The sequence below is a fragment of the Alcanivorax sp. 97CO-5 genome (genome assembly GCF_000524665.1).
Classification (GTDB): Bacteria; Pseudomonadota; Gammaproteobacteria; order Pseudomonadales; family Alcanivoracaceae; genus Alcanivorax; species Alcanivorax borkumensis.
In genome coordinates, this window is sequence record NZ_KI965904.1 from 76,080 (window position 1) to 94,631 (window position 18,552).

An 18,552-nucleotide genomic window follows, 5' to 3' on the forward strand; every position below is an offset into this window, starting at 1 on the left:
CTACCTGGAATGCAACGTACAGCTTCAGACCCGTCTTCTCGGCAAGTGTTCAGTCTGAGATGAACTGGGTAAACTGATTGGCCAAATACACCTCATAAGAAGGCAAATTTCGTGCCCGCCACCGGTACGTGGACCTGAATATTGACGGCACTAGCAAAACGGAGAACAACAATGGATCAGTTGATTGTGATTTCTGCCTTAGGCACGGACCGGCCAGGCATTGTGCAGGCCCTGTCCAAGGCCGTGTTGGAATACGATGGCAATATCATGGATTCACGGATGACCGTACTCGGGGGGGAATTTGCTGTACTGATGCTGGTTGCCGGCAACGCCGCCACTTTGGACAGCTTAGAAGCCGGGCAGCAACAGTTGGCCGATCAACTAAACTTGCGGATAACCCTTAAACGCACCCGCGCCCCGGAGGCTAGCTCCGCCGCCCTGCCCTACGAAGTGGAAGTAGTGGCCATGGACAATCCGGGCATTGTCCATGAAATCGCCCACTTCTTCTCCGGGCGCAACATTAACATCGATGACCTACACACGGGCACCTACGCCGCCCCACACACTGGCACCCGCATGTTCAGCCTGCATCTAACTTTGAGCATGAACGCGGAACACTCCGTGGCCCAGCTACGCGACGCTTTTCTGGATTTTTGTGAAGCCCGCAACCTGGATGCCACCATGACGCCAAAACGCTAGCTGGGCGCAACGCAGCAAACTCATCAAGACTACCAAAGAGAACGGAATTCAATATGGCACACCCCAAAATTGGCAATCTGGCACCCAACTTCAAACTACCGGATCAAGATGGAAATCAGGTTGAATTGAAAGCGTTCAGGAATCAAAACCCGGTGGTGATTTTCTTTTACCCCAAAGCCTTGACCCCGGGCTGCACCACCCAGGCCTGCGGCATTCGTGACACCCAGGCAGAGCTTGAAAAACGGGGAGTCGTGGTATTTGGCATCAGCCCGGATGCAGTAGCACGCTTGCCCAAGTTTATCGACAAGCATTCCCTGAACTTCACCCTATTATCCGACGAAGATCACGCCATCGCCGAGAAATACGGCTGTTGGGGCATGAAGAAATTCATGGGCAAGGAATTCATGGGGCTTATCCGCACCACCTTTATCATCGGCAAGAATGGCAAACTGCTAAAGGTAATGGACAAATTCAAAACCAAAACCCATCACGAAGACCTGCTAGCTGAACTGGACGCGCTAGGGCTTTAACGCCACCTCACCAGTAAAAAGGGGCTTTCGCCCCTTTTTCTTTGCCTCATGCCTCTGGCTGGGATGCTAGCTTCCCGGGAGAATAGTCTGCCTGCCGAGGCCAGGCATTGATCACAGCTTTAATCAACGTCGCCAACGGGATGGCAAAGAACACCCCCCACAACCCCCATAGCCCGCCGAATAACAGAATGGCGGTAATAATCGCCACAGGATGCAAATTCACCGCCTCGGAAAACAACAGCGGTACCAGAATATTGCCATCAATAAACTGGATGATGCCATATACGATCATCACCAGCGCAAAGTCACCACCCCAACCGAACTGCACGTAAGCCACTGCCGCCACCGGCAAGGTGACCACTGTGGCGCCGATGTATGGCACCACCACCGACAGCCCGACCAGCACCGCCAGCAACACCGCATAATTCATATCCAGTAGTATGAAAGCGATAAACGTTGAACCGCCGACCAGCAGAATTTCAATCGCCTTACCTCTCACATAATTGGCGATCTGACCGTCCATTTCGTGCCATACGTGAGAAAGAATCCGCCGCTTACGAGGCAAAAAGCCCAGCATCCAGTTGACCAGGGTTTCCCTGTCTTTCAAAAAGAAAAACACCAACAAAGGGACCAGCACAAGAAACACCATTATTTCTACCAGGTTGGGAATCGATGCCAGCGACAACGTCAGCACTCCCTGGCCCGCCTCAGCCACCTCCCGCTGAATTACCGCGACAATGGAATTCACCTGATCCATGGAAATCACTTCTGGATAGTGAGCCGGCAGGCCCCGCAGCCAGATTTCCCCATTTTTGAGCATATGGGGCAGCTGATCCTGAACTAACAACACTAGCTGTCGCCACACCATAGGCAACAGCACCACCAAGGTGGCGGTCAACAGGCCAACAAACAGCACAAATACCAAATTGACCGCGAGCATACGCCTAACGCCCCGGCGCTCCAGCGCCCCCACCAGCCCCTGCATTAGATAGGCCACCACCATGGCCGTAAACACCGGCGCTAGCATGCCACCAAAAAAAGCAATCACCAGCCCAACGGCCAACAGCAGGACAACTAAATACACCGCCTCTTCGTCAGAAAAATAACTATCGGCCCAATTTTTCAGTATGCGTAGCATCAAGGCTCCTGTGTGCCGCAACGGATCACGAAATAGTAACAGCCTTTCGATTCCCCCATGCGAACTAGCGCATGGCAGGACTGTCTCAGATAGGCGGGAATATCATTGGCTGACCCCGTGTCCGTGGCAATCACTTCCAGCAATTGCCCGGCACGGAGCTGCCGCAACGCCTGCCGGGTTTTCAACAGCGGCAACGGGCACTGTAACGTGGACGCATCCACATGGAGATCAACCTTGTGTTCAGACATCTGGTGCTTAGTCATTCTTATCACTTCATTCATTGTCGCCCTGCCGGCATTATAGTCATAAGAGAGCCTTTGAATAACGCCTTGTGTAGCGATACTCAAGGTTACCCTACCCGTTACGACTCTCTGAACGGAGCCACGACTTGACGTTGTTTTTGCGTACATTTTTGCTATTCAGCTGCTGCTGGCTAGCCAACCCGTCCAGTGCCGATAACAATCTTCCGGTGCTAGGCGACCCTACCGCAGCGCTCATGTCTTCCGGCCAGGAATACCGCTTGGGTCGTGCTTGGCTACGCAGTCTGCGCGGGCAGACTTCCATCATGTCCGACCCCATGTTGCAGGAATACGTGGAGAGCCTAGTCTACCGGCTAGCCTCCTACAGCGACCTGAAAGAACCCAACCTGGATATCGTGGTAATAAACAGTCGCCAGATTAACGCTTTTGCAGTGCCCGGTGGGGTAATCGGGCTCAACGCCGGCCTGTTTCTAAATGCGGAGAGCGAAGACGAAGTCGCCGGAGTGGTTGCTCACGAAATTGCCCACGTAAGCCAGCGGCACTTTGCCCGCCGATACTTAGATTCAAAAAAAATGAACACTGCGGTGCTGGCCGCCATGCTGGCCAGCCTGGCCGTTGCCATTGCCGGCGACGGTGAAGCTGGGATGGCCGGTATCGCAGCCACCCAGGCCGGGGCCATTCAGGCTCAACTGGCCTATTCTCGTCAAAATGAACGCGAAGCTGACCGGGTGGGCATGCAGACCCTCGCCGCCTCTGGCATGGACCCAAGCGCCATGCCGCGCTTTTTCGAACGTATGCACGATAGCCAACGTTTCTCCGGAAATCCGCCGGAGTTTCTGCTCACTCACCCGGTCACCGAAAGCCGAATTGCTGACAGCCGCGCCCGCGCCCGCGCCCTTCCACCGGCACGTCTATCCGTTTCCACCAGTTTTCTGCTGGCACAGGCCCGCCTCAAGGCAGGCTTCATTACCTCTGATGAGCAAGCCATTGAATATTTCAAACGCTACAGCAATGAACGCAGTGCGTTAGGGTTACAGGCCGCACGATACGGCCTAGCCCTGAGCTATCTGCGTGCCAATCACTATGATCAGGCTCGCGGATTGATGCAGGGGCTAGCCGATCAATACCCCGATCAACTCTGGTTCCGCCTAGGGTTAGCTGAAGTGGCGCTGGATGAAGGTAGCTACCCGCTAGCGATTAAAGAAACCGGGTGGGTACTGAACATTTCACCGGACAATTACGCCGCGTCCATACTGCAAAGCAAAGCCTACCTGCGCAGCAAGCAACCAGAAAAGGCCCTGCCATTACTCAAACCGCTACTCAAAGACCACATCAATGATCCTCACATCTGGGACCTGCTGGCTGATGCCTACGGCAACAGTGGCGACACCGTGCGCGCCCTGCATGCCCGTGCCGAAAGCCAGTTTCTACGCGGCAACGATTCTAAAGCCCAGCAACAAATGCGCTATGCCCTGCGCGACGCAGAGAATGACTTTGCTTTGCACAGCAAATTGAACGGGCGCCTGCGAGAAATGAAGCGATTATCTGAAGAAGAGTTCTGAGCGCGGTGGCGGGGTACTGTCTAAATCGCAAGAATACAACCTGCGTTGTTTGCACAGGTTGTATCAGGCGTCACACAAAATAATAGCGGCCGGTCACGCTTTCAACTTGCGGCCGAAATCCAACATGCGGTTCAACGGCACCATGGCTTTTTCTGCCAGCGACGAGTCCACGAAAATTTCCTGCCCCATGCCGTTGGCATCTTCCAGCACCGCGAGCATGTTCTGCAGGCCATTCATTGCCATCCACGGACAGTGAGCACAACTGCGACAGGTCGCACCGGAGCCCGCCGTCGGCGCTTCCAAGAAGGTTTTGCCCGGCGCTAACTGCTGCATCTTGTAGAAAATGCCCTTGTCGGTGGCAACGATGAACACCTCATTGTCCATCTCGCAAGCGGCCTTGATCAGCTGTGAGGTTGAGCCGACCACATCCGCCATTTCCACCACCGAGGCCGGGGATTCCGGGTGCACCAGAATAGCGGCATCCGGGTAGGCGGCTTGCAAATCATGCAACCCTTTAGCTTTAAACTCTTCGTGAACAATGCAGGCACCGTCCCAACACAATACATCGGCGCCAGCTTTATCACGAACATAGCCGCCAAGGTGCTTGTCCGGCGCCCACAGAATTTTTTCACCGTTGCTATCTAGATGCTCAATCAACTCCACGGCGATGGACGAGGTGACCACCCAATCGGCACGGGCTTTCACCGCAGCGGAAGTATTGGCATAAACCACCACAGTGCGGTCCGGGTGCTGGTCGCAAAATGCGGAAAACTCTTCTTCCGGACAACCGATATCCAATGAACAGGTCGCTTCGAGTGTCGGCATGAAGACGCGTTTTTCCGGGCTAAGAATTTTGGCGGTCTCACCCATAAACTTCACCCCGGCCACAATCAACGTGGACGCAGGATGGTCTTTGCCAAAGCGGGCCATTTCCAAAGAATCAGACACACAGCCACCGGTTTCTTCCGCCAACGACTGAATTTCCGGGTCTGTGTAGTAATGCGCTACCAACACCGCATCGCGTTGACGCAACAACGCCTTGATCCGATCACGATAGGATGCGCGTTGCTCTTCGCTGAGCGTGTCCTCGGGCTCCACCTCAGCTAAATGCGCCTGGACCCGTGCTTGTGCCTCTGCCGTCATTGCCTTACCGCCCGGGGTTTCCCCCTGAAATCAACAACTTGGAAAATTGATAAAAGAATAAGGCGGGCATAATACCACAACAGCCAAAAACCGCTGAATAGCGGCCTGTTGTTAGCCCTGCAAAGGATTAAATGCGTCCGACGAGGGCGGTTTTCAAGCTTCCCTTCAAGCTTGGAAGGAAGGCCGGTAAGCGGGTCCGGCGGCAACCAGATGCACCGTGCTGATGGCCCGCTCCAGGAACGCGCCCTCGCAATAGCACAGGTAATATTCCCACATACGCACGAACCGCTCATCAAAACCCAGCTCGCGAATGCGGGGCAGCGCATCATGAAAACGCTGGCGCCAGTGATTTAAGGTCAGCGCGTAATCATGACCGATGTCGTGCAGTTCCGTGGTCACCAAGCGGGTATGGCGCGTGAGGTTGTCGCACATCACCGACACACTGGGCAGGAAACCGCCGGGAAAGATATAACGCTTAATGAAGTCCACCTGCTTCAATGCATAGTGGTAACGCTGGTCCGGCACCGTGATTGCCTGAATCAGCAGCAACCCTTCCGGCTTCAAACGCTTGCCCAACACATCAAAATAGCCAGGCAAAAATTCCGCCCCCACCGCTTCGATCATTTCCACGGACACCACCCTGTCATACTGTCCGGTGAGTTCGCGATAATCCTTTTCCAGAATGGTGATGCGATCACTTAGCCCGGCATCGGCAACCAGATCACGGGCATAACGGGCCTGCTCGCGGGATATCGTTGTGGTGGTAACGGTGACCCCGTAATGCTGCGCTGCATGCAGCGCTAAACCGCCCCAGCCCGTGCCAATTTCAAGCACCGTCATGCCGGGCTGTAATTGCAGCCGTTGGCAAATCAAATCCAGCTTGTGCACCGAGGCCTCCTCCAGGGACGCCTCCGGGCGCGAAAAAACCGCACTGGAATACATCATGGTGCGATCAAGAAACAGGCTGAAAAAATCATTGCCCAGATCGTAATGCGCGGAAATATTTCTGCGCGATCCTTGCAGCGAATTGCGATTATAGCGGTGCAGCATTCTCAACGCGGGTTTGGACAGCGCGGCAAAGCCGCCTTCCAGCGCTTGCATGGCGTCCACATTTGCGGCGAAATACCGTATTACCTTAACCAGGTCCGGGCTCGACCAGCTTTGTTCCATAAACGCCTCTGCCGCCCCCATCGCCCCACCGCTCATCATCATGCTGTAGGTGCACCAATCGGTGAGTACGATATGGCCGATTGCCTGGCTATTGTGTGAATCGCCGAGTAACACGGTGTTTCCATCCGGCTCATCAATACGCAGGCCGCCGTGTGGCACTTTCGCCAGCTTATTCAACACCAGAGTACGAGCCACTGATTGCGACCAACTCAATGTGCCGGCCTGGATACTTTTATTGTTAGAGGCTCTATCGCCAGACAGCATTACCTTACTCCCTGTTTCCATCATCGCCTGAATCACCATCATCACGTTGAGCGTTCTCGCCAGCGGGGTGACCGTGAAAGACCGCGCCTTTACGCCACAGTTTGAAGGCCTGCCAATAAATATTTTTCAGCGTGGCCAACCCTTGGGCACCAAACCGGAAAATGCCCTTGCCCATGGCGGCGGAATCCGGCGCAACTAATTGCAACTTCATTCCGGCCTTGAACACGCAGACCTGTTTATCCCGGTCCTCTAACCCTATTCGCAGATCGGGTAAGGCAACGTGAAGATGCCAATGGTATTGCAGCAGCATGGGCAAGAAAGGGGACACATGAAAAGCCTTGGGGTGGTTCACCAGCAGCACCCCGTTTTCATTTCGGGAAAACGTGAGAGGGTAAAAATGGCGCTCTCGCCATGGGGTATTTTGCACCTCGGCGATCATGCTGTCGGGCTGGCTTTTTCCTTGCGGGAAATGCAGGTACAACACCAATGGATTAAACAGGGTTCCGAAGGTACGCCACTGCGCCAGCATAACCGTTCTGCCATGGCTCCAGTTCAGCCCCAGGCTGAGCGCTTTTTCGCGAACTTTTTCCGCTAACGGCACGGCACGAGTATCCAGGTAATCCTGATCACGAAAAGTGACCGGTCGCCACCTCCTGCCCCAGGCCCAGTGCCGCCCGAGCATGGCATCAATTTTTTCCAGATCGCACCAAACCATCCACAGCGGGTAATCAAAGCTGTAGGTAAACGGTTGCAACCGTTGATGCCAGACGCGCCCGCGCGCAATAGCATAGGGCGTCAACGGGTCATTGACCGAAGCCTCCATCACGCAACGCCCCCTTCCTGCGCCTTGCCAGTGATCCCTGCCACCACGTTCAACGCAGACACCACACCATCTTCATGGAAACCATTGCGACACCAGGCACCGGCAAACCAGGTGGCATTTTTGCCGTTGTCTTTCAGTAATTGTTCCCGGGCCGCCACCGTCTGCGGTGTGAATAACGGATGCGCAAAATGGTAACGGGCGAGTACCTTTTTAGTATCAATTCGGTCACTGGCGTTCAGCGTGACACAGAAGGTTTCCGGGGCAGCAATACCCTGCAGAATATTCATGTTATAGGTCACTTGAACCCGTTCCTGATCCTGCGCATACAACATGGCATTCCAGCTTGACCATACCCGTTCCCGACGCGGTAGCAATGCTGTATCCGTATGCAGGACCACTTCATTGTCCTGGTAACCCAATTGCGACAGGTTCGCTTCTTCCCGTTCGTCTGGGTCACTGAGTAATGCCAGCGCCTGGTCGCTGTGGCACGCCAGCACAACCTGATCGTAATGCCGCTCTGTCCCGCCTACGGTGACGGTGACACCGACACCAGCCTCTACGCCCACTCCCGCTGAGCCCCGTCGTATCGACTGCACCGGGGTGCGGGTATGAAAGGTAGCGTTGCAACCGTCCACCAGAGGTTTCACGTATTGATTGGAACCACCAGGCACCACGAACCACTGAGGCCGATCATTCAACGACAATAAACCATGATTCTGGAAAAACCGGATAAAAAACCGAGCAGGAAAAACTTCCATCTGCTCCAGCGAACAAGACCAGATAGCCCCACCCATGGCGAGAATATAATCCCGGGCAAAGCGTTCACCGTAACCCTGCTCACGCAGATACTGCCCCAAAGGAAGATCTCCCTTGGCGCTATTAAGCAAAGCCGGTGCCTGCTTATTGAAGCGCAAGATGTCGCGAATGAAACGCCAGTGTGAAAAGTTCAGCAAATTGCGTTTCTGGGCAAACATGCCCCCCAGCCCATCGCCGCAGTATTCCAGCCCGTTCTTCTCATCACTGACCGCAAACCCCATAGGAGTGGGTTGGCCCTGCAAGCCAAGCTCCTCCAACAAACGAAGGTAATTCGGGTAGGTTCGATCGTTGAATACAATAAACCCTACATCAATAGCGTAATCACCATGGGGTCGAGATACCGGAATCGTACAGGTATGCCCACCCAGATAATCATTGGCTTCAAATACATCGACCTGATGACCCGCTTTTGACAGATACCAAGCGGTGCTAAGCCCACTAATACCGGCTCCAACAATAGCAATACGCTGACTCATGTCTTTCCCTTCCTACTATTGCCCATGGCCGGCGGCGACACGGGGTGTTGCTGATCCTAAGAGGTTTTATCAAACCGGCTTTTAGCCGCCTTGAACGCTACCGTCACCCGCTCACGCACTCCCGCATGGGGCACCACCGGTGGTGGATAATCCCGGGCCAGTAGCGGCTGCTTCCAGGGCTCATGGATTTGCTTGCTATCCAAGTCGCGCAATTGCGGCACCCAATGAGCAATAAAGCGGCCTTCGCTATCAAAACGTTGCCCCTGACGAACCGGATTAAACACCCGAAAATAAGGCACCGCATCGGTGCCAGATGAGGCACTCCACTGCCAGCCACCGTTATTGGCGGCAAAGTCCCCATCGATCAAATGTGTCATAAAGAACGCTTCACCGCGGCGCCAATCCAGCCAAAGATGCTTACTGAGAAACATGGCTGTCACCATGCGTAGCCGGTTATGCATCCAGCCGGTGGCAACCAGCTGCCGCATGGCTGCATCCACCAACGGGTACCCCGTACGCCCTTCACACCAAGCGGCGAATAGCTCGTCATCATTTTTCCATTCCAGCAAATCCGTTTCCGGCCGGAAGCCTTGTCCGCGGCTAACGCGAGGAAACTGCGCCATGATCTGGCGGTAAAAATCCCGCCAGGCCAACTCGTCGATCCAGCAGGCAGCACCATCACGGCTACCCGCATCCGCCATGGCCTGGGTTGCGGCCCGGAAACAACTGGCCACCGACAGGGTTCCCGCCGATAGCGCCACCGATAAGCCGCTGGTGCCAGACAAATCAGGAAAATCACGGTTGCGGCGATAGTCGGCCAGCGACCGCTCCATAAATTGATCAAGTTGTTGCCAGGCGGCCTCTTCTCCAGGCGCCCATTGCTGCGTTAGCGCCTCAGGCACGTCCAGCATTTCAAGGGCCTTCGCCACAACCTTAGCCCCCATAAACGTACCTTCAGCCCTGCATTGTGATGGCACCGGTGTCATCGCCGGGTGATGATCGGCCGTCCATACATCCCAACGTTTCTTATAAGCCCCAAACACCGTATACGGTGTTCCTTTACCGGTGCGCAGTGCCGCGGGTGGAACTAACACGCCATCGTCGAAACCGCGCAGGATAATCCCTTGCTCACGCAGGCGTTCAGCCACCAGTGTGTCTCGCTGCTTTTCATTGAGCGGATACTCACGATTGCAATACAGGTGTGTCACACCTTGGCTCTGGGCAAATTCTGCTAACGCCTCCGGCACCTTCTCGAAGGTGTCCACATCCAGCACATGCAGATCAATGCCGCGGTTAGCCAGGGACTCGCCCAGCTCACGCAAGCTTTCCAACACATACCAGCGGCGCAACGGCGCCACCTGATGACGATCCCATTGCCCCTGACACAGACAATACACCGCCAGCGCCTGTGGCCTCGTCTCACCCGCGCTTATCGATGACTCTGTCAACGCAGCGTGCAGAGGCGAGTGTGCCGCGACACGCAGGTCGTTGCGGTACCAGACCAGATTCATGGCGTACTCCAGGATTGTTGAAGTCGATCCAGTTCGCTCGCCAGCCCCTGCCGACGCCCGCCAAGCTGGGCTACCTCTTGCGGCAGTGTCATTTGCGATAGATCCAGCCCCCAGCACGCCTCACTGAGGCCACAACCAGAAGCGATACCGATTTGCTGACGCTGGGCCGCCGTTGGCCAGCGATCCACCACCCAGAGCACACCACCGGCCCGTTGCGCCAGGCTTTTGAGTACACTGCGCAGTTCTACCGTCACCAAAGGAGCCCCCAGACACCAGAGCGGGCGGTTCAATACCATCGCCAGTTCCAGTGCCGGCAAGGCTCTCCCCACCGGCACCAGCAACCAGCCGGCCTCCCCACCCCGTGGCGCCAGCGATAATGCCCGCGACGACCACTTGGCCTGCAGCACACCGTCAAACAGGGTGAGCCATCCACCCAGGGCTGAAGTGTCAGCCAAACGTGCCCGCACGGGATCACAAAAGTGATCCAGTACCAGAGCATGGCTATAATCATTCAGCAGCCCATTGAGCAACTGTTCCAGACGGCGGGTGTTGAGCGACTCCAGCGCGCAGATCGCGTCTGTTACTGCCCCGCGCCAAGGCCCTTGCTGTTCGGCACCCTGTTCCCACACCGCCCCGTTAGCCGCTGCTGAATCAGCCAGTAGCCCCGCCACCTGACTGATCGGCACCCCTCGCTCCAGCCAATGCTGAATCTGCTCGATACAAGCGATATCCACTTCGCTATAACGCCGATGCCCTTTATCCGTGCGTGCGGGCGTCAACAAACCATAACGACGCTCCCAGGCACGCAAAGTCACCGCGGGGATACCGCAGTGCATGCTCACGTGCTGAATGCTGATGCTACCGGCTTGTCGGTCCGCAACTTGAACCCTGCTTGTAGACTCGCTCATACCCGATTTCTCAGGCCTAGCGGGTCCGGGTACGGGGAAAGATAGCGCTGCTGGGCCAAGTAAGGCTGATCGGTTTTACGCAGGGCACCACGCAACAGGGTCATCGGCACAACCAGCGGCACCTCTTCACGCAGATAAGCGTCTATCTGTTCGTTGATCAACGCCCTGTCGTCTCCACCTAGATCCTGGCGCAAAAACCCGGCCAGATGTTGCAGGGTATTCACATGGGCGCCCCGGGATACACGCTTCTTCATGGCGGACATCACCGCATGAATATAATCCCCGGCAATGTCTTGCAGCGGGCGTGCTTGAAGGTCCGCCAGCATGGGGCCCACTTCACGGTAGGTTTTCTGGCAATGAGCCAACAGCTGAAATTTGTGACGGCTATGGAACACAATCAGCTTTTTAGCGGTCAGGCCTTGTTCCATCATCTGACACCAGTCGTCATACAGGAACACGCGCTCGATAAAGTTTTCACGCAGAGCGGCATCATTCAGGCGCCCTTCTTCTTCCAGTGGCATTAGCGGATAACGGCGTGCCAGCGCCGCAGCGAACAGCCCGCTGGCATCCCGACGTTGTACATTGCCCGCCTCGTTGTAGACACGGATTCTTTCCATCCCGCAGCTGGGAGACTTGGCCATCAGAATATAGCCACGCAACGGCGCTAGTGACGGCAACGTCCGGTCGATGAAATCCATCATCATCCCGGTGCAATCTCGCTTACCATCCGTGGTTAGCAACCGCAGCGGCGCTTCAGAGCCTTCGCCTGCGTCATTATTCACCGGATGCTTTTCCCCATCGTCCACCAAATGCATTGCTTTGCGCGGTGCCGACATTCCTGCCCCCATTTCTGGACACTGGGAGCGAAACTCAAAGTACTGCGACAGAACCTCGGTACAGTAACGCGAATGCTTGTGGCCTTTATCGTGGCGCACCTCCAAGCCCAGCAAACAGGCGCTGATACCAACCGGAATACGCGCCAGAATGTCCTTTTTCTCAGATTTAACCGCGTCCATGGAGTGACCTCAGTGGCAGTAGAGGCTGGCAAGCAGTTCCGCCGGCACCTCAGGGTTATACAAAAGTAGAAATCTGTACAACCTTACCCCAGCGACCTGTCAACGCATTGTGAAGGTGTTCCATCACACTTCAGCAAGACAGTGATCACAAAGGTGCAATCGTTGAAGTCTATGCTTATACTCCTCAAAACACTGACCTTATGGACAGCAAAATGCGCATTCTTGTCTGCGGTGGCCGTGATTTTGACAACCAGGCTCTACTGGCACGCACCCTGAACCGTCTACATCGGGATAACACCCTATCCCTCCTCATCCATGGCAATGCCAGCGGTGCGGACCGTCTGGCTGGGCAGTGGGCCCATGACCACGGTATTGATCAGGTGAGCTACCCTGCCAACTGGAAAGCCCATGGTCGAGCTGCTGGCCCCATGCGCAACCGCCGAATGCTGCACCACGGCCGTCCGCAGGCAGTGATTGCCTTTCCCGGCGGACGCGGCACAGCACATATGGTGGCGCTTGCAGAGCAAGCGGGTTTGCCGGTGTGGAGGCCTGCAGAAGAACAGGAAGCCTGCGGGTTTCAAGGTATTGGGGAGTTACAGCGCTAATTCACCTACCGCGCAAAGATCATCAAGGAAGAAAATAGAAAGGAAGCTGGAACGAAAAAGGGCCCGCCGTAGGCGAGCCCTTTTAAATATGGTGGGTCGTGCTGGATTCGAACCAGCGACCAATTGGTTAAAAGCCAACTGCTCTACCAACTGAGCTAACGACCCGCTCCCGAAGGAGGCGCAAATAATACGGATTTATTTCTTGGTGACAAGGGGTTAACCCATTTTTTTTCTGCTTTATTGATAGTTTGTTGGATCTTTAACCAATGCATCCTCGAAGCCTTGGCTGCGCAGACGGCAACTGTCGCATTTCCCACAAGCATTTCCATGATCGTCAGCCTGATAACAAGAGACGGTAAGACCGTAATCCAAACCCAACGCCACCCCCCGCTGAATAATCTGCGCTTTACTCAAATGCATTAACGGAGTCTCAATCTGCATGGGCCTCCCTTCTACCCCTGCCTTGGTGGCTAAAGTGGCCATGGACTGAAACGCCTCGATAAACGCCGGCCGGCAATCTGGATAGCCTGAATAGTCCACCGCATTCACTCCAATAAAAATAGCTTGCGCATCAATCACTTCCGCCAAACCTAGCGCCAGAGACAGGAATACCGTGTTACGGGCCGGCACATAGGTCACAGGAATACCGTCACCCCCGTTTTCCGGCACCTCAATGGAATGATCCGTCAACGCAGAGCCGCCGATATTCCCCATACCCAGCTCAATGACACGGTGACTCAACGCCCCCAACACGCCAGACACACGCTCCGCCGCATCCAACTCTGACCGAGTGCGTTGGCCATAATCGAATGCAATGGTATGGCAGGCATAGCCCTGATCACGGGCGATCGCCAAGCAAGTGGCTGAATCCAAGCCACCGGACAACAGCACCACGGCTTTTTTCATGGCAGGTTCCTTCATTACTCTTTGCTTTAGGGTTGTGAGACTTCACGTTTGGCGCATAGAGATCTTGCGTCTGACCTTAATCAGCGTCCGCGAGCATCATTCCAAAGAAGCTTATGTAGCTGCAATTGGAAACGTACCGGCAAACGGTCTTCGACAATCCAATTCGCCAAGTCTCCCGGGGCTAAAGTCCCTTGCACAGGTGAGAACAGCACATCACTGACCCGCTGGTGTAACTGGTACTGATCCAGCATAAAGCGTGCCCAATCGTAATCCTTGCGGTCCGCCAGCACGAACTTCACCTGGTGGTGAGCCTTGAGTAGAGCGATATTGCTCAGCCGATTATTGTGCTGTTCACCTGAACCCGGCGCTTTAAGATCCATCACCACAGACACCCGCTCGTCCACACCGGCAATATCCATGGCGCCGCCCGTTTCCAGGCTTACTTGATAACCCTCATCACAGAGCGTCTTAAGCAATGGCAGGCAGCTTGGTTGCGCTAAGGGCTCTCCTCCCGTCACCGTCACATACTGAGCACCGAGAGCCGCCACCTCCTCAAGAATAGCGGCCAAACTCCATTTTTCTCCCCCGGAGAACGCATATTCTGTATCACACCAAACACAGCGTTGCGGGCAACCCGTTAGGCGCACGAATACCGTTGGGCGGCCCACAGTGCGGGATTCACCTTGTAACGAATGGAATATTTCGGTGAGGCGGAGTTCCACAACATCTCCTGAAAGCCCTGAAAGAGGGGGGAAATGCGCGGATTCTATCACCTTTGCCCGCATCTGTGACGCAGATAAAGGTGATAGGCGCGGCTTACTCGTTGAGCTGCTCGAGAAGACCCTGAGCTTGCTTGGCTTCTCTACTATCCTGATATTGCTTGATAAGCTTGTGCAGATTGACCTTGGCAGGCGAAATTTCTCCGGCGTTGGCCTGCATGACCGCCAAGATATAGAGGCTTTTCGACGCCTTGCTATGGTCCGGGTAGTTGTCCGCCACAGCTTGGAAATGACCTTGCGCCTTCTGCAAATCCGGCTCTTTCTGGTCACTGTACAGCTTACCCGCCCAGAAATGGGCATCCGCCCGGGATAGCCCTTGCGGGAAATCCTTCAGGTACGCCTCGAAACCGGCAATGGCACCGCTGAAGTCACCAGCCACCAACTTGTCTTTAGCGGCGTTATAGGCAGCTCGATCCGCTTCCGGGTCATTGTTACCCGCGACTGCAGCCTCTTCCTTCGCAGTGCTTCCCCGTTCGGCTAACGTATTAATTCGGGCATCAAGATCCAGATAACGCTCACGTTCAGCTTTTTTGAGAGTGGAAAGTTCATGACGCAACTCTTCCAGCTGCCCCTGCAGCTGTTGAATCTGCTCTTCAAACTGTTGCTGCTGCTGCATTAATACCATCAACCCATCCTCATTCACCGCAGCAGACGGTGTGGAGGCACTGCGCATTTTTGATTGCGCCTGGGCTAGGCTGCGCTCTTCTACGGCCAGCGGCCCAGTGCTCTGTGCATGTGCACAGAACACCAAGGTGCCGAGCATCGCGCCTACAATCAGGCGCGCTCTCATCAATACCTTCATGCCTTACGGACGGCCAGACAGATAGTTAATTTCTACACGGCGGTTTTTGGCCCAATCCATTTCAGAGTGACCAAATGCTGCCGGCTTCTCTTCGCCATAGGACACGATTTCAAGCTGAGAAGAAGCAACACCCTGTACGCGCAGGAACTTCTCTACCGCTTTAGAGCGACGCTCGGACAGTGCAACGTTGTATTCACGAGTACCGCGCTCATCAGCGTGGCCTTCCAGACGAATTTTCGCGTTAGCGTTGTTCTTCAAGTAGGTCGCGTGGGCTCGCAGGGTTTCAAACGCCGCAGCCGGAATGGTGTTGCTGTCGAATGCGAAGTAAATAACACGTGAATCGGTGGTACCGTCATAGTTGGACGGATGGTTGTAGAAGTTGTCAGCAGTTAGCGGAATGCTGCTAGTGTCGGGCTTAACCGGCTCTGACCGCTCAACAGATGTTACTGGAGAGGTATCAGTCTGAGACATGCTATCGGTAGCAGAGGTATCATCTTCAGTCGGTGTACTGGAACAAGCTGCCAATGCAGCTGCCAGAACCAGAGCAAACAGCGGGTTTAGTAATGAACGCATGCGAAAAACTCCTATAATTTCCTAGTATTGGACTCGAGCACCACTCAGAGGAACGGCGACCATGCCGGCTCTCTGACTTCCCCTTCCTTCGACGGCAGCTCAACTTTGACTCTGCCATCAATGGATACGGCTTCCAGAACCCCCGCTCCCCCATGTTGCGTCCCGTAAATTACCATACTTCCATTGGGCGCAACACTGGGCGATTCATCCATATCGGTACGGGTCACAATATTAAATGTGCCACGCTGGAGGTCCTGCACACCGACATTGTAATTTCCATTTCGTCGATGCACATAAACGAGATAGCGGCCGTCTGGGGTTACATCCGAGCGCGCATTATAGCCGCCCTGGAACGAAACCCGCCGAACCGACTTATCATTTATGTTCAGTTTGTAAATCTGTGGCCCCCCGGAACGGCTGGAAGTGAACACCAAGTGTTCGCCATCGGGCAACCAACGCGGCTCGGTATCAATGCCGTAATTGTTCGTTAACCGGGTCAACACCTTGGTCGACAGATTCAACATATAAATTTCGGGATTGCCGTCACGGGACAAGGTCAACGCCAAGTGCTGACCATCTGGCGACCAGTCTGGTGCACCGTTAATGCCGCTAAAGCTGGACACCTTCTCCCGTTCAGTGGTGGCCAGGTTGTGAATATAAATACCTGGCCGCCCCTGATCTTCAAAGGAAACGTAAGCAATTTTCCTGCCATCTGGCGACCAGGTAGGGCTCATTATCGGTTCGTTACTACGCAAGATGGTCGTTACTCGGTGGCCATCCGCATCGGCATATTGCAGCTGATACGGATTGGCATCATGGCGATTATGGGTCACATAAAGAATTTTCGTAGAGAACGCTCCAGGGATCCCAGTGAGCTGCTCATAGATACGATCGCTGATGGCATGGGCCACATCACGTAGCTGGGACGCCGGCGGGCGATAGGTTTCCGACATCAATTTCTTTTGCCGCGCCACATCAAACAGTGCATAACCGACCTCGTAACCGCCGGTTTCCTGACGCTTCATGCTGCCGGTGATCACATACTCTGTGCCCAGCACTTTGAAATCCCGATAAATCATCTCTTGCTCATTACGGGGGCGGCTGAGCATGTCTTGCGGCGGCAGCGGTTTAAACTGACCGCTGCGGTGCAGGTCCGCCTGAACGATCGCGGAGACATCTTCCTCTGCATTTTTTGCACCATCAAAAGGCACTACAGCGATCGGCACCGCATCCACACGGCCCTCAGTTACCTTGATGAGCAACTCAGCCTGCGCACTGATCATCCACAAAGATGTCACCAAAGCGACGCTGATTTGCATCCATATCTTTCGTTTACAGGTTTGCTGCATCCTTAACACACCTATCATTGTGCAACTCCAGGATCGAATTCGATCACCAGTGAGCGAAACTGTTCGTTAAAAAGCGATCCATCAGGTACCGGTAGTGGGCTGGCTAGCTTGACTGCATTCAACACCGAGTCGTCAAAATCCGGGTAGCCGCTACTTTGCGCCACAGAGACATTCACCACTTCACCACCAGGGATCATCTTTATTCTTACCCGTGTGCGGATGTCATCTCGGTTACGATAATTGCCGGGAATCCGCCATTGCTGACCCACATGGGAGGCAATGGCATCGGTAAAACTGGCCACCTGTGCATTTGCCTGATCCGCGTTACTAGCCATTTCCTTATCTGGCTGGGCAGAGGCTTTGTTCTGCCTGTCCATTTCCAGCTCTTCCTCGGCCAACATCTCTTCCAAGCTCGGGGTATCGATCTCCGGTACCACCAGCTTCTTCTCGGCCTTGGGTTTAGGCGCCGATTTGGGTTTAGGTTTAGGCTCCGGCTTTTTTGCCGGCGCAGGCTTCGGATCGGGCTTGGGCGTCGGTTTAGGTTTAGGTTCCGTTTTGGGCTTAGGCTTAGGTTTTGCTGTCGGCTTGGGGGTCGGTTTTACTTCCTTCTTGGGTTTCGCTACCGGCGCTTTCTGCTGCTTGGAGCGCTCCACCATGGTCGCCTTCACATGGGGCGGCACCACTGGGGCCTTATGCAATGACGGATCCGTGCTCCAGCTAAACACCAACAAACCAAACACCAGCAAGTGAATAAACAGCGTAAACAACAACGCAACACGGCGATCACTCATTGCGTCCCTGCGGCTCAGTCACCAACCCAAGTTGGCTAATGCCGGCTTCCTGCAACGCGCCCATCAATGACACCACCCGGGCATAGGCCACATTGCCATCACCTTCCACCAAAAACAGGGTGGACGGCTTATGCTTATGAATACGCAGAACATGACCTTTGACGGTTTCCAGGCTAGAAGATTTCTGGCTGTCACCGCCCACATCAATGAAATAACGGCCATCCGCAGTCACCGAAATGATCACAGGCTCGCTCTTAGTGGTATCAATAGGGTCGCTGTTGCTGTCCGGCAGGTCCACATTAATACCCTGGGTCATCATCGGAGCCGTGGCCATGAAGATCACCAGCAGTACCAGCATCACATCGATGTAAGGCACCACGTTCATCTCGGCGACGAGCTTGCGCGGCACCCGTATCTTTACGCCGCTCATG

20 protein-coding genes and 1 tRNA gene are annotated in these 18,552 nt (G+C 54.8%); 4 read left to right on the forward strand and 17 right to left on the reverse strand.

Annotation, left to right across the window (positions count from 1 at the left end):
* The first annotated feature begins 171 nt into the window (after nt 1-171).
* Both Y017_RS10965 and bcp read left to right on the forward strand, forming a co-directional pair.
* Nucleotides 172-699, forward strand: coding sequence for a glycine cleavage system protein R (locus Y017_RS10965; RefSeq protein ID WP_035460809.1), 528 nt, complete (start codon nt 172-174; stop codon nt 697-699).
* A gap of 53 nt (nt 700-752) precedes the next feature.
* Nucleotides 753-1,229 (forward strand): thioredoxin-dependent thiol peroxidase, encoded by a 477-nt coding sequence (gene bcp / locus Y017_RS10970; RefSeq protein ID WP_011588058.1) that lies wholly within the window; start codon nt 753-755, stop codon nt 1,227-1,229.
* A 46-nt stretch (nt 1,230-1,275) separates the two neighbouring features.
* Here bcp and Y017_RS10975 read toward each other — a convergent pair whose 3' ends face one another.
* A complete protein-coding gene (locus tag Y017_RS10975; RefSeq protein ID WP_035460811.1) occupies nt 1,276-2,367 on the reverse strand; it encodes an AI-2E family transporter in 1,092 nt (363 codons plus the stop codon).
* Nucleotides 2,367-2,630, reverse strand: coding sequence for a sulfurtransferase TusA family protein (locus Y017_RS10980; RefSeq protein ID WP_231483484.1), 264 nt, complete (start codon nt 2,628-2,630; stop codon nt 2,367-2,369). Before Y017_RS10980 ends, Y017_RS10975 begins: the two co-directional genes overlap by 1 nt.
* Nucleotides 2,631-2,755: 125 nt before the next feature.
* Between Y017_RS10980 and Y017_RS10985 the strand changes: the two genes are divergently transcribed.
* Entirely contained in the window at nt 2,756-4,189 is a 1,434-nt protein-coding gene (locus Y017_RS10985; RefSeq protein ID WP_011588055.1) for a M48 family metalloprotease, read from the forward strand.
* A gap of 93 nt (nt 4,190-4,282) precedes the next feature.
* On the opposite strand, the gene nadA is transcribed toward Y017_RS10985, so the two are convergent.
* The 7 genes from nadA to Y017_RS11020 all read right to left on the reverse strand — a co-directional run bounded on the left by nadA (nt 4,283) and on the right by Y017_RS11020 (nt 12,316).
* Nucleotides 4,283-5,332: a quinolinate synthase NadA gene (gene nadA, locus Y017_RS10990; protein WP_011588054.1), complete on the reverse strand. Its 1,050-nt coding sequence runs from the start codon at nt 5,330-5,332 to the stop codon at nt 4,283-4,285.
* Nucleotides 5,333-5,497: 165 nt separating this feature from the next.
* Entirely contained in the window at nt 5,498-6,766 is a 1,269-nt protein-coding gene (locus Y017_RS10995) for a cyclopropane-fatty-acyl-phospholipid synthase family protein (RefSeq protein ID WP_011588053.1), read from the reverse strand.
* Nucleotides 6,767-6,770: 4 nt separating this feature from the next.
* The gene (locus Y017_RS11000) at nt 6,771-7,589 is read right to left on the reverse strand and encodes a DUF1365 domain-containing protein (RefSeq protein WP_035460813.1); all 819 of its coding nucleotides are present in this window, start codon (nt 7,587-7,589) and stop codon (nt 6,771-6,773) included.
* Nucleotides 7,589-8,881: an NAD(P)/FAD-dependent oxidoreductase gene (locus tag Y017_RS11005; protein WP_011588051.1), complete on the reverse strand. Its 1,293-nt coding sequence runs from the start codon at nt 8,879-8,881 to the stop codon at nt 7,589-7,591. Before Y017_RS11005 ends, Y017_RS11000 begins: the two co-directional genes overlap by 1 nt.
* 56 nt (nt 8,882-8,937) lie before the next feature.
* Nucleotides 8,938-10,392 (reverse strand): deoxyribodipyrimidine photo-lyase, encoded by a 1,455-nt coding sequence (locus tag Y017_RS11010; protein ID WP_011588050.1) that lies wholly within the window; start codon nt 10,390-10,392, stop codon nt 8,938-8,940.
* A complete protein-coding gene (locus tag Y017_RS11015) occupies nt 10,389-11,300 on the reverse strand; it encodes a MerR family transcriptional regulator (protein ID WP_011588049.1) in 912 nt (303 codons plus the stop codon). Before Y017_RS11015 ends, Y017_RS11010 begins: the two co-directional genes overlap by 4 nt.
* Nucleotides 11,297-12,316 carry a DUF523 and DUF1722 domain-containing protein gene (locus Y017_RS11020; protein WP_011588048.1) on the reverse strand — a complete coding sequence of 340 codons (1,020 nt, stop codon included), beginning with the start codon at nt 12,314-12,316 and terminating at the stop codon, nt 11,297-11,299. Before Y017_RS11020 ends, Y017_RS11015 begins: the two co-directional genes overlap by 4 nt.
* Nucleotides 12,317-12,528: 212 nt before the next feature.
* On the opposite strand from Y017_RS11020, the gene Y017_RS11025 reads away from it, so the two are divergent.
* Complete coding sequence (locus Y017_RS11025; protein WP_035460815.1) at nt 12,529-12,921, forward strand: DUF2493 domain-containing protein; 393 nt, start codon at nt 12,529-12,531, stop codon at nt 12,919-12,921.
* Between the two features lie 89 nt (nt 12,922-13,010).
* On the opposite strand, the gene Y017_RS11030 is transcribed toward Y017_RS11025, so the two are convergent.
* From Y017_RS11030 to tolR, 8 genes are all read right to left on the reverse strand, one after another.
* Nucleotides 13,011-13,086 (reverse strand) — tRNA-Lys (locus tag Y017_RS11030).
* A gap of 72 nt (nt 13,087-13,158) precedes the next feature.
* Entirely contained in the window at nt 13,159-13,827 is a 669-nt protein-coding gene (queC, locus tag Y017_RS11035; RefSeq protein WP_035460816.1) for a 7-cyano-7-deazaguanine synthase QueC, read from the reverse strand.
* An 80-nt stretch (nt 13,828-13,907) separates the two neighbouring features.
* Entirely contained in the window at nt 13,908-14,549 is a 642-nt protein-coding gene (queE, locus tag Y017_RS11040) for a 7-carboxy-7-deazaguanine synthase QueE (RefSeq protein WP_011588045.1), read from the reverse strand.
* 94 nt (nt 14,550-14,643) lie between these two features.
* Nucleotides 14,644-15,396 (reverse strand): YbgF trimerization domain-containing protein, encoded by a 753-nt coding sequence (locus Y017_RS11045; RefSeq protein WP_231483485.1) that lies wholly within the window; start codon nt 15,394-15,396, stop codon nt 14,644-14,646.
* Between the two features lie 15 nt (nt 15,397-15,411).
* Complete coding sequence (gene pal / locus Y017_RS11050) at nt 15,412-15,981, reverse strand: peptidoglycan-associated lipoprotein Pal (protein WP_011588043.1); 570 nt, start codon at nt 15,979-15,981, stop codon at nt 15,412-15,414.
* A gap of 44 nt (nt 15,982-16,025) precedes the next feature.
* Nucleotides 16,026-17,330, reverse strand: a complete 1,305-nt coding sequence (tolB, locus tag Y017_RS11055) for a Tol-Pal system beta propeller repeat protein TolB (RefSeq protein ID WP_035460818.1) — start codon at nt 17,328-17,330, stop codon at nt 16,026-16,028.
* 14 nt (nt 17,331-17,344) lie between these two features.
* Nucleotides 17,345-18,121 carry a cell envelope integrity protein TolA gene (locus Y017_RS11060; RefSeq protein WP_035460820.1) on the reverse strand — a complete coding sequence of 259 codons (777 nt, stop codon included), beginning with the start codon at nt 18,119-18,121 and terminating at the stop codon, nt 17,345-17,347.
* Nucleotides 18,114-18,551 (reverse strand): protein TolR, encoded by a 438-nt coding sequence (gene tolR, locus Y017_RS11065; protein ID WP_011588040.1) that lies wholly within the window; start codon nt 18,549-18,551, stop codon nt 18,114-18,116. The genes Y017_RS11060 and tolR overlap by 8 nt, the downstream gene beginning before the upstream one ends.
* Nucleotide 18,552: the final 1 nt, after the last annotated feature.

Coding starts and splice junctions, on each gene's coding strand:
- Y017_RS10965 (WP_035460809.1), top strand. CDS start 172: ATGGATCAGTTGATTGTGATTTCTGCCTTAGGCACGGACCGGCCAGGC.
- bcp (WP_011588058.1), top strand. CDS start 753: ATGGCACACCCCAAAATTGGCAATCTGGCACCCAACTTCAAACTACCG.
- Y017_RS10975 (WP_035460811.1), bottom strand. CDS start 2,367: ATGCTACGCATACTGAAAAATTGGGCCGATAGTTATTTTTCTGACGAA.
- Y017_RS10980 (WP_231483484.1), bottom strand. CDS start 2,630: ATGACTAAGCACCAGATGTCTGAACACAAGGTTGATCTCCATGTGGAT.
- nadA (WP_011588054.1), bottom strand. CDS start 5,332: ATGACGGCAGAGGCACAAGCACGGGTCCAGGCGCATTTAGCTGAGGTG.
- Y017_RS10995 (WP_011588053.1), bottom strand. CDS start 6,766: ATGCTGTCTGGCGATAGAGCCTCTAACAATAAAAGTATCCAGGCCGGC.
- Y017_RS11000 (WP_035460813.1), bottom strand. CDS start 7,589: ATGGAGGCTTCGGTCAATGACCCGTTGACGCCCTATGCTATTGCGCGC.
- Y017_RS11005 (WP_011588051.1), bottom strand. CDS start 8,881: ATGAGTCAGCGTATTGCTATTGTTGGAGCCGGTATTAGTGGGCTTAGC.
- Y017_RS11010 (WP_011588050.1), bottom strand. CDS start 10,392: ATGAATCTGGTCTGGTACCGCAACGACCTGCGTGTCGCGGCACACTCG.
- Y017_RS11015 (WP_011588049.1), bottom strand. CDS start 11,300: ATGAGCGAGTCTACAAGCAGGGTTCAAGTTGCGGACCGACAAGCCGGT.
- Y017_RS11020 (WP_011588048.1), bottom strand. CDS start 12,316: ATGGACGCGGTTAAATCTGAGAAAAAGGACATTCTGGCGCGTATTCCG.
- Y017_RS11025 (WP_035460815.1), top strand. CDS start 12,529: ATGCGCATTCTTGTCTGCGGTGGCCGTGATTTTGACAACCAGGCTCTA.
- queC (WP_035460816.1), bottom strand. CDS start 13,827: ATGAAAAAAGCCGTGGTGCTGTTGTCCGGTGGCTTGGATTCAGCCACT.
- Y017_RS11045 (WP_231483485.1), bottom strand. CDS start 15,396: ATGAGAGCGCGCCTGATTGTAGGCGCGATGCTCGGCACCTTGGTGTTC.
- pal (WP_011588043.1), bottom strand. CDS start 15,981: ATGCGTTCATTACTAAACCCGCTGTTTGCTCTGGTTCTGGCAGCTGCA.
- tolB (WP_035460818.1), bottom strand. CDS start 17,330: ATGCAGCAAACCTGTAAACGAAAGATATGGATGCAAATCAGCGTCGCT.
- Y017_RS11060 (WP_035460820.1), bottom strand. CDS start 18,121: ATGAGTGATCGCCGTGTTGCGTTGTTGTTTACGCTGTTTATTCACTTG.
- tolR (WP_011588040.1), bottom strand. CDS start 18,551: ATGAGCGGCGTAAAGATACGGGTGCCGCGCAAGCTCGTCGCCGAGATG.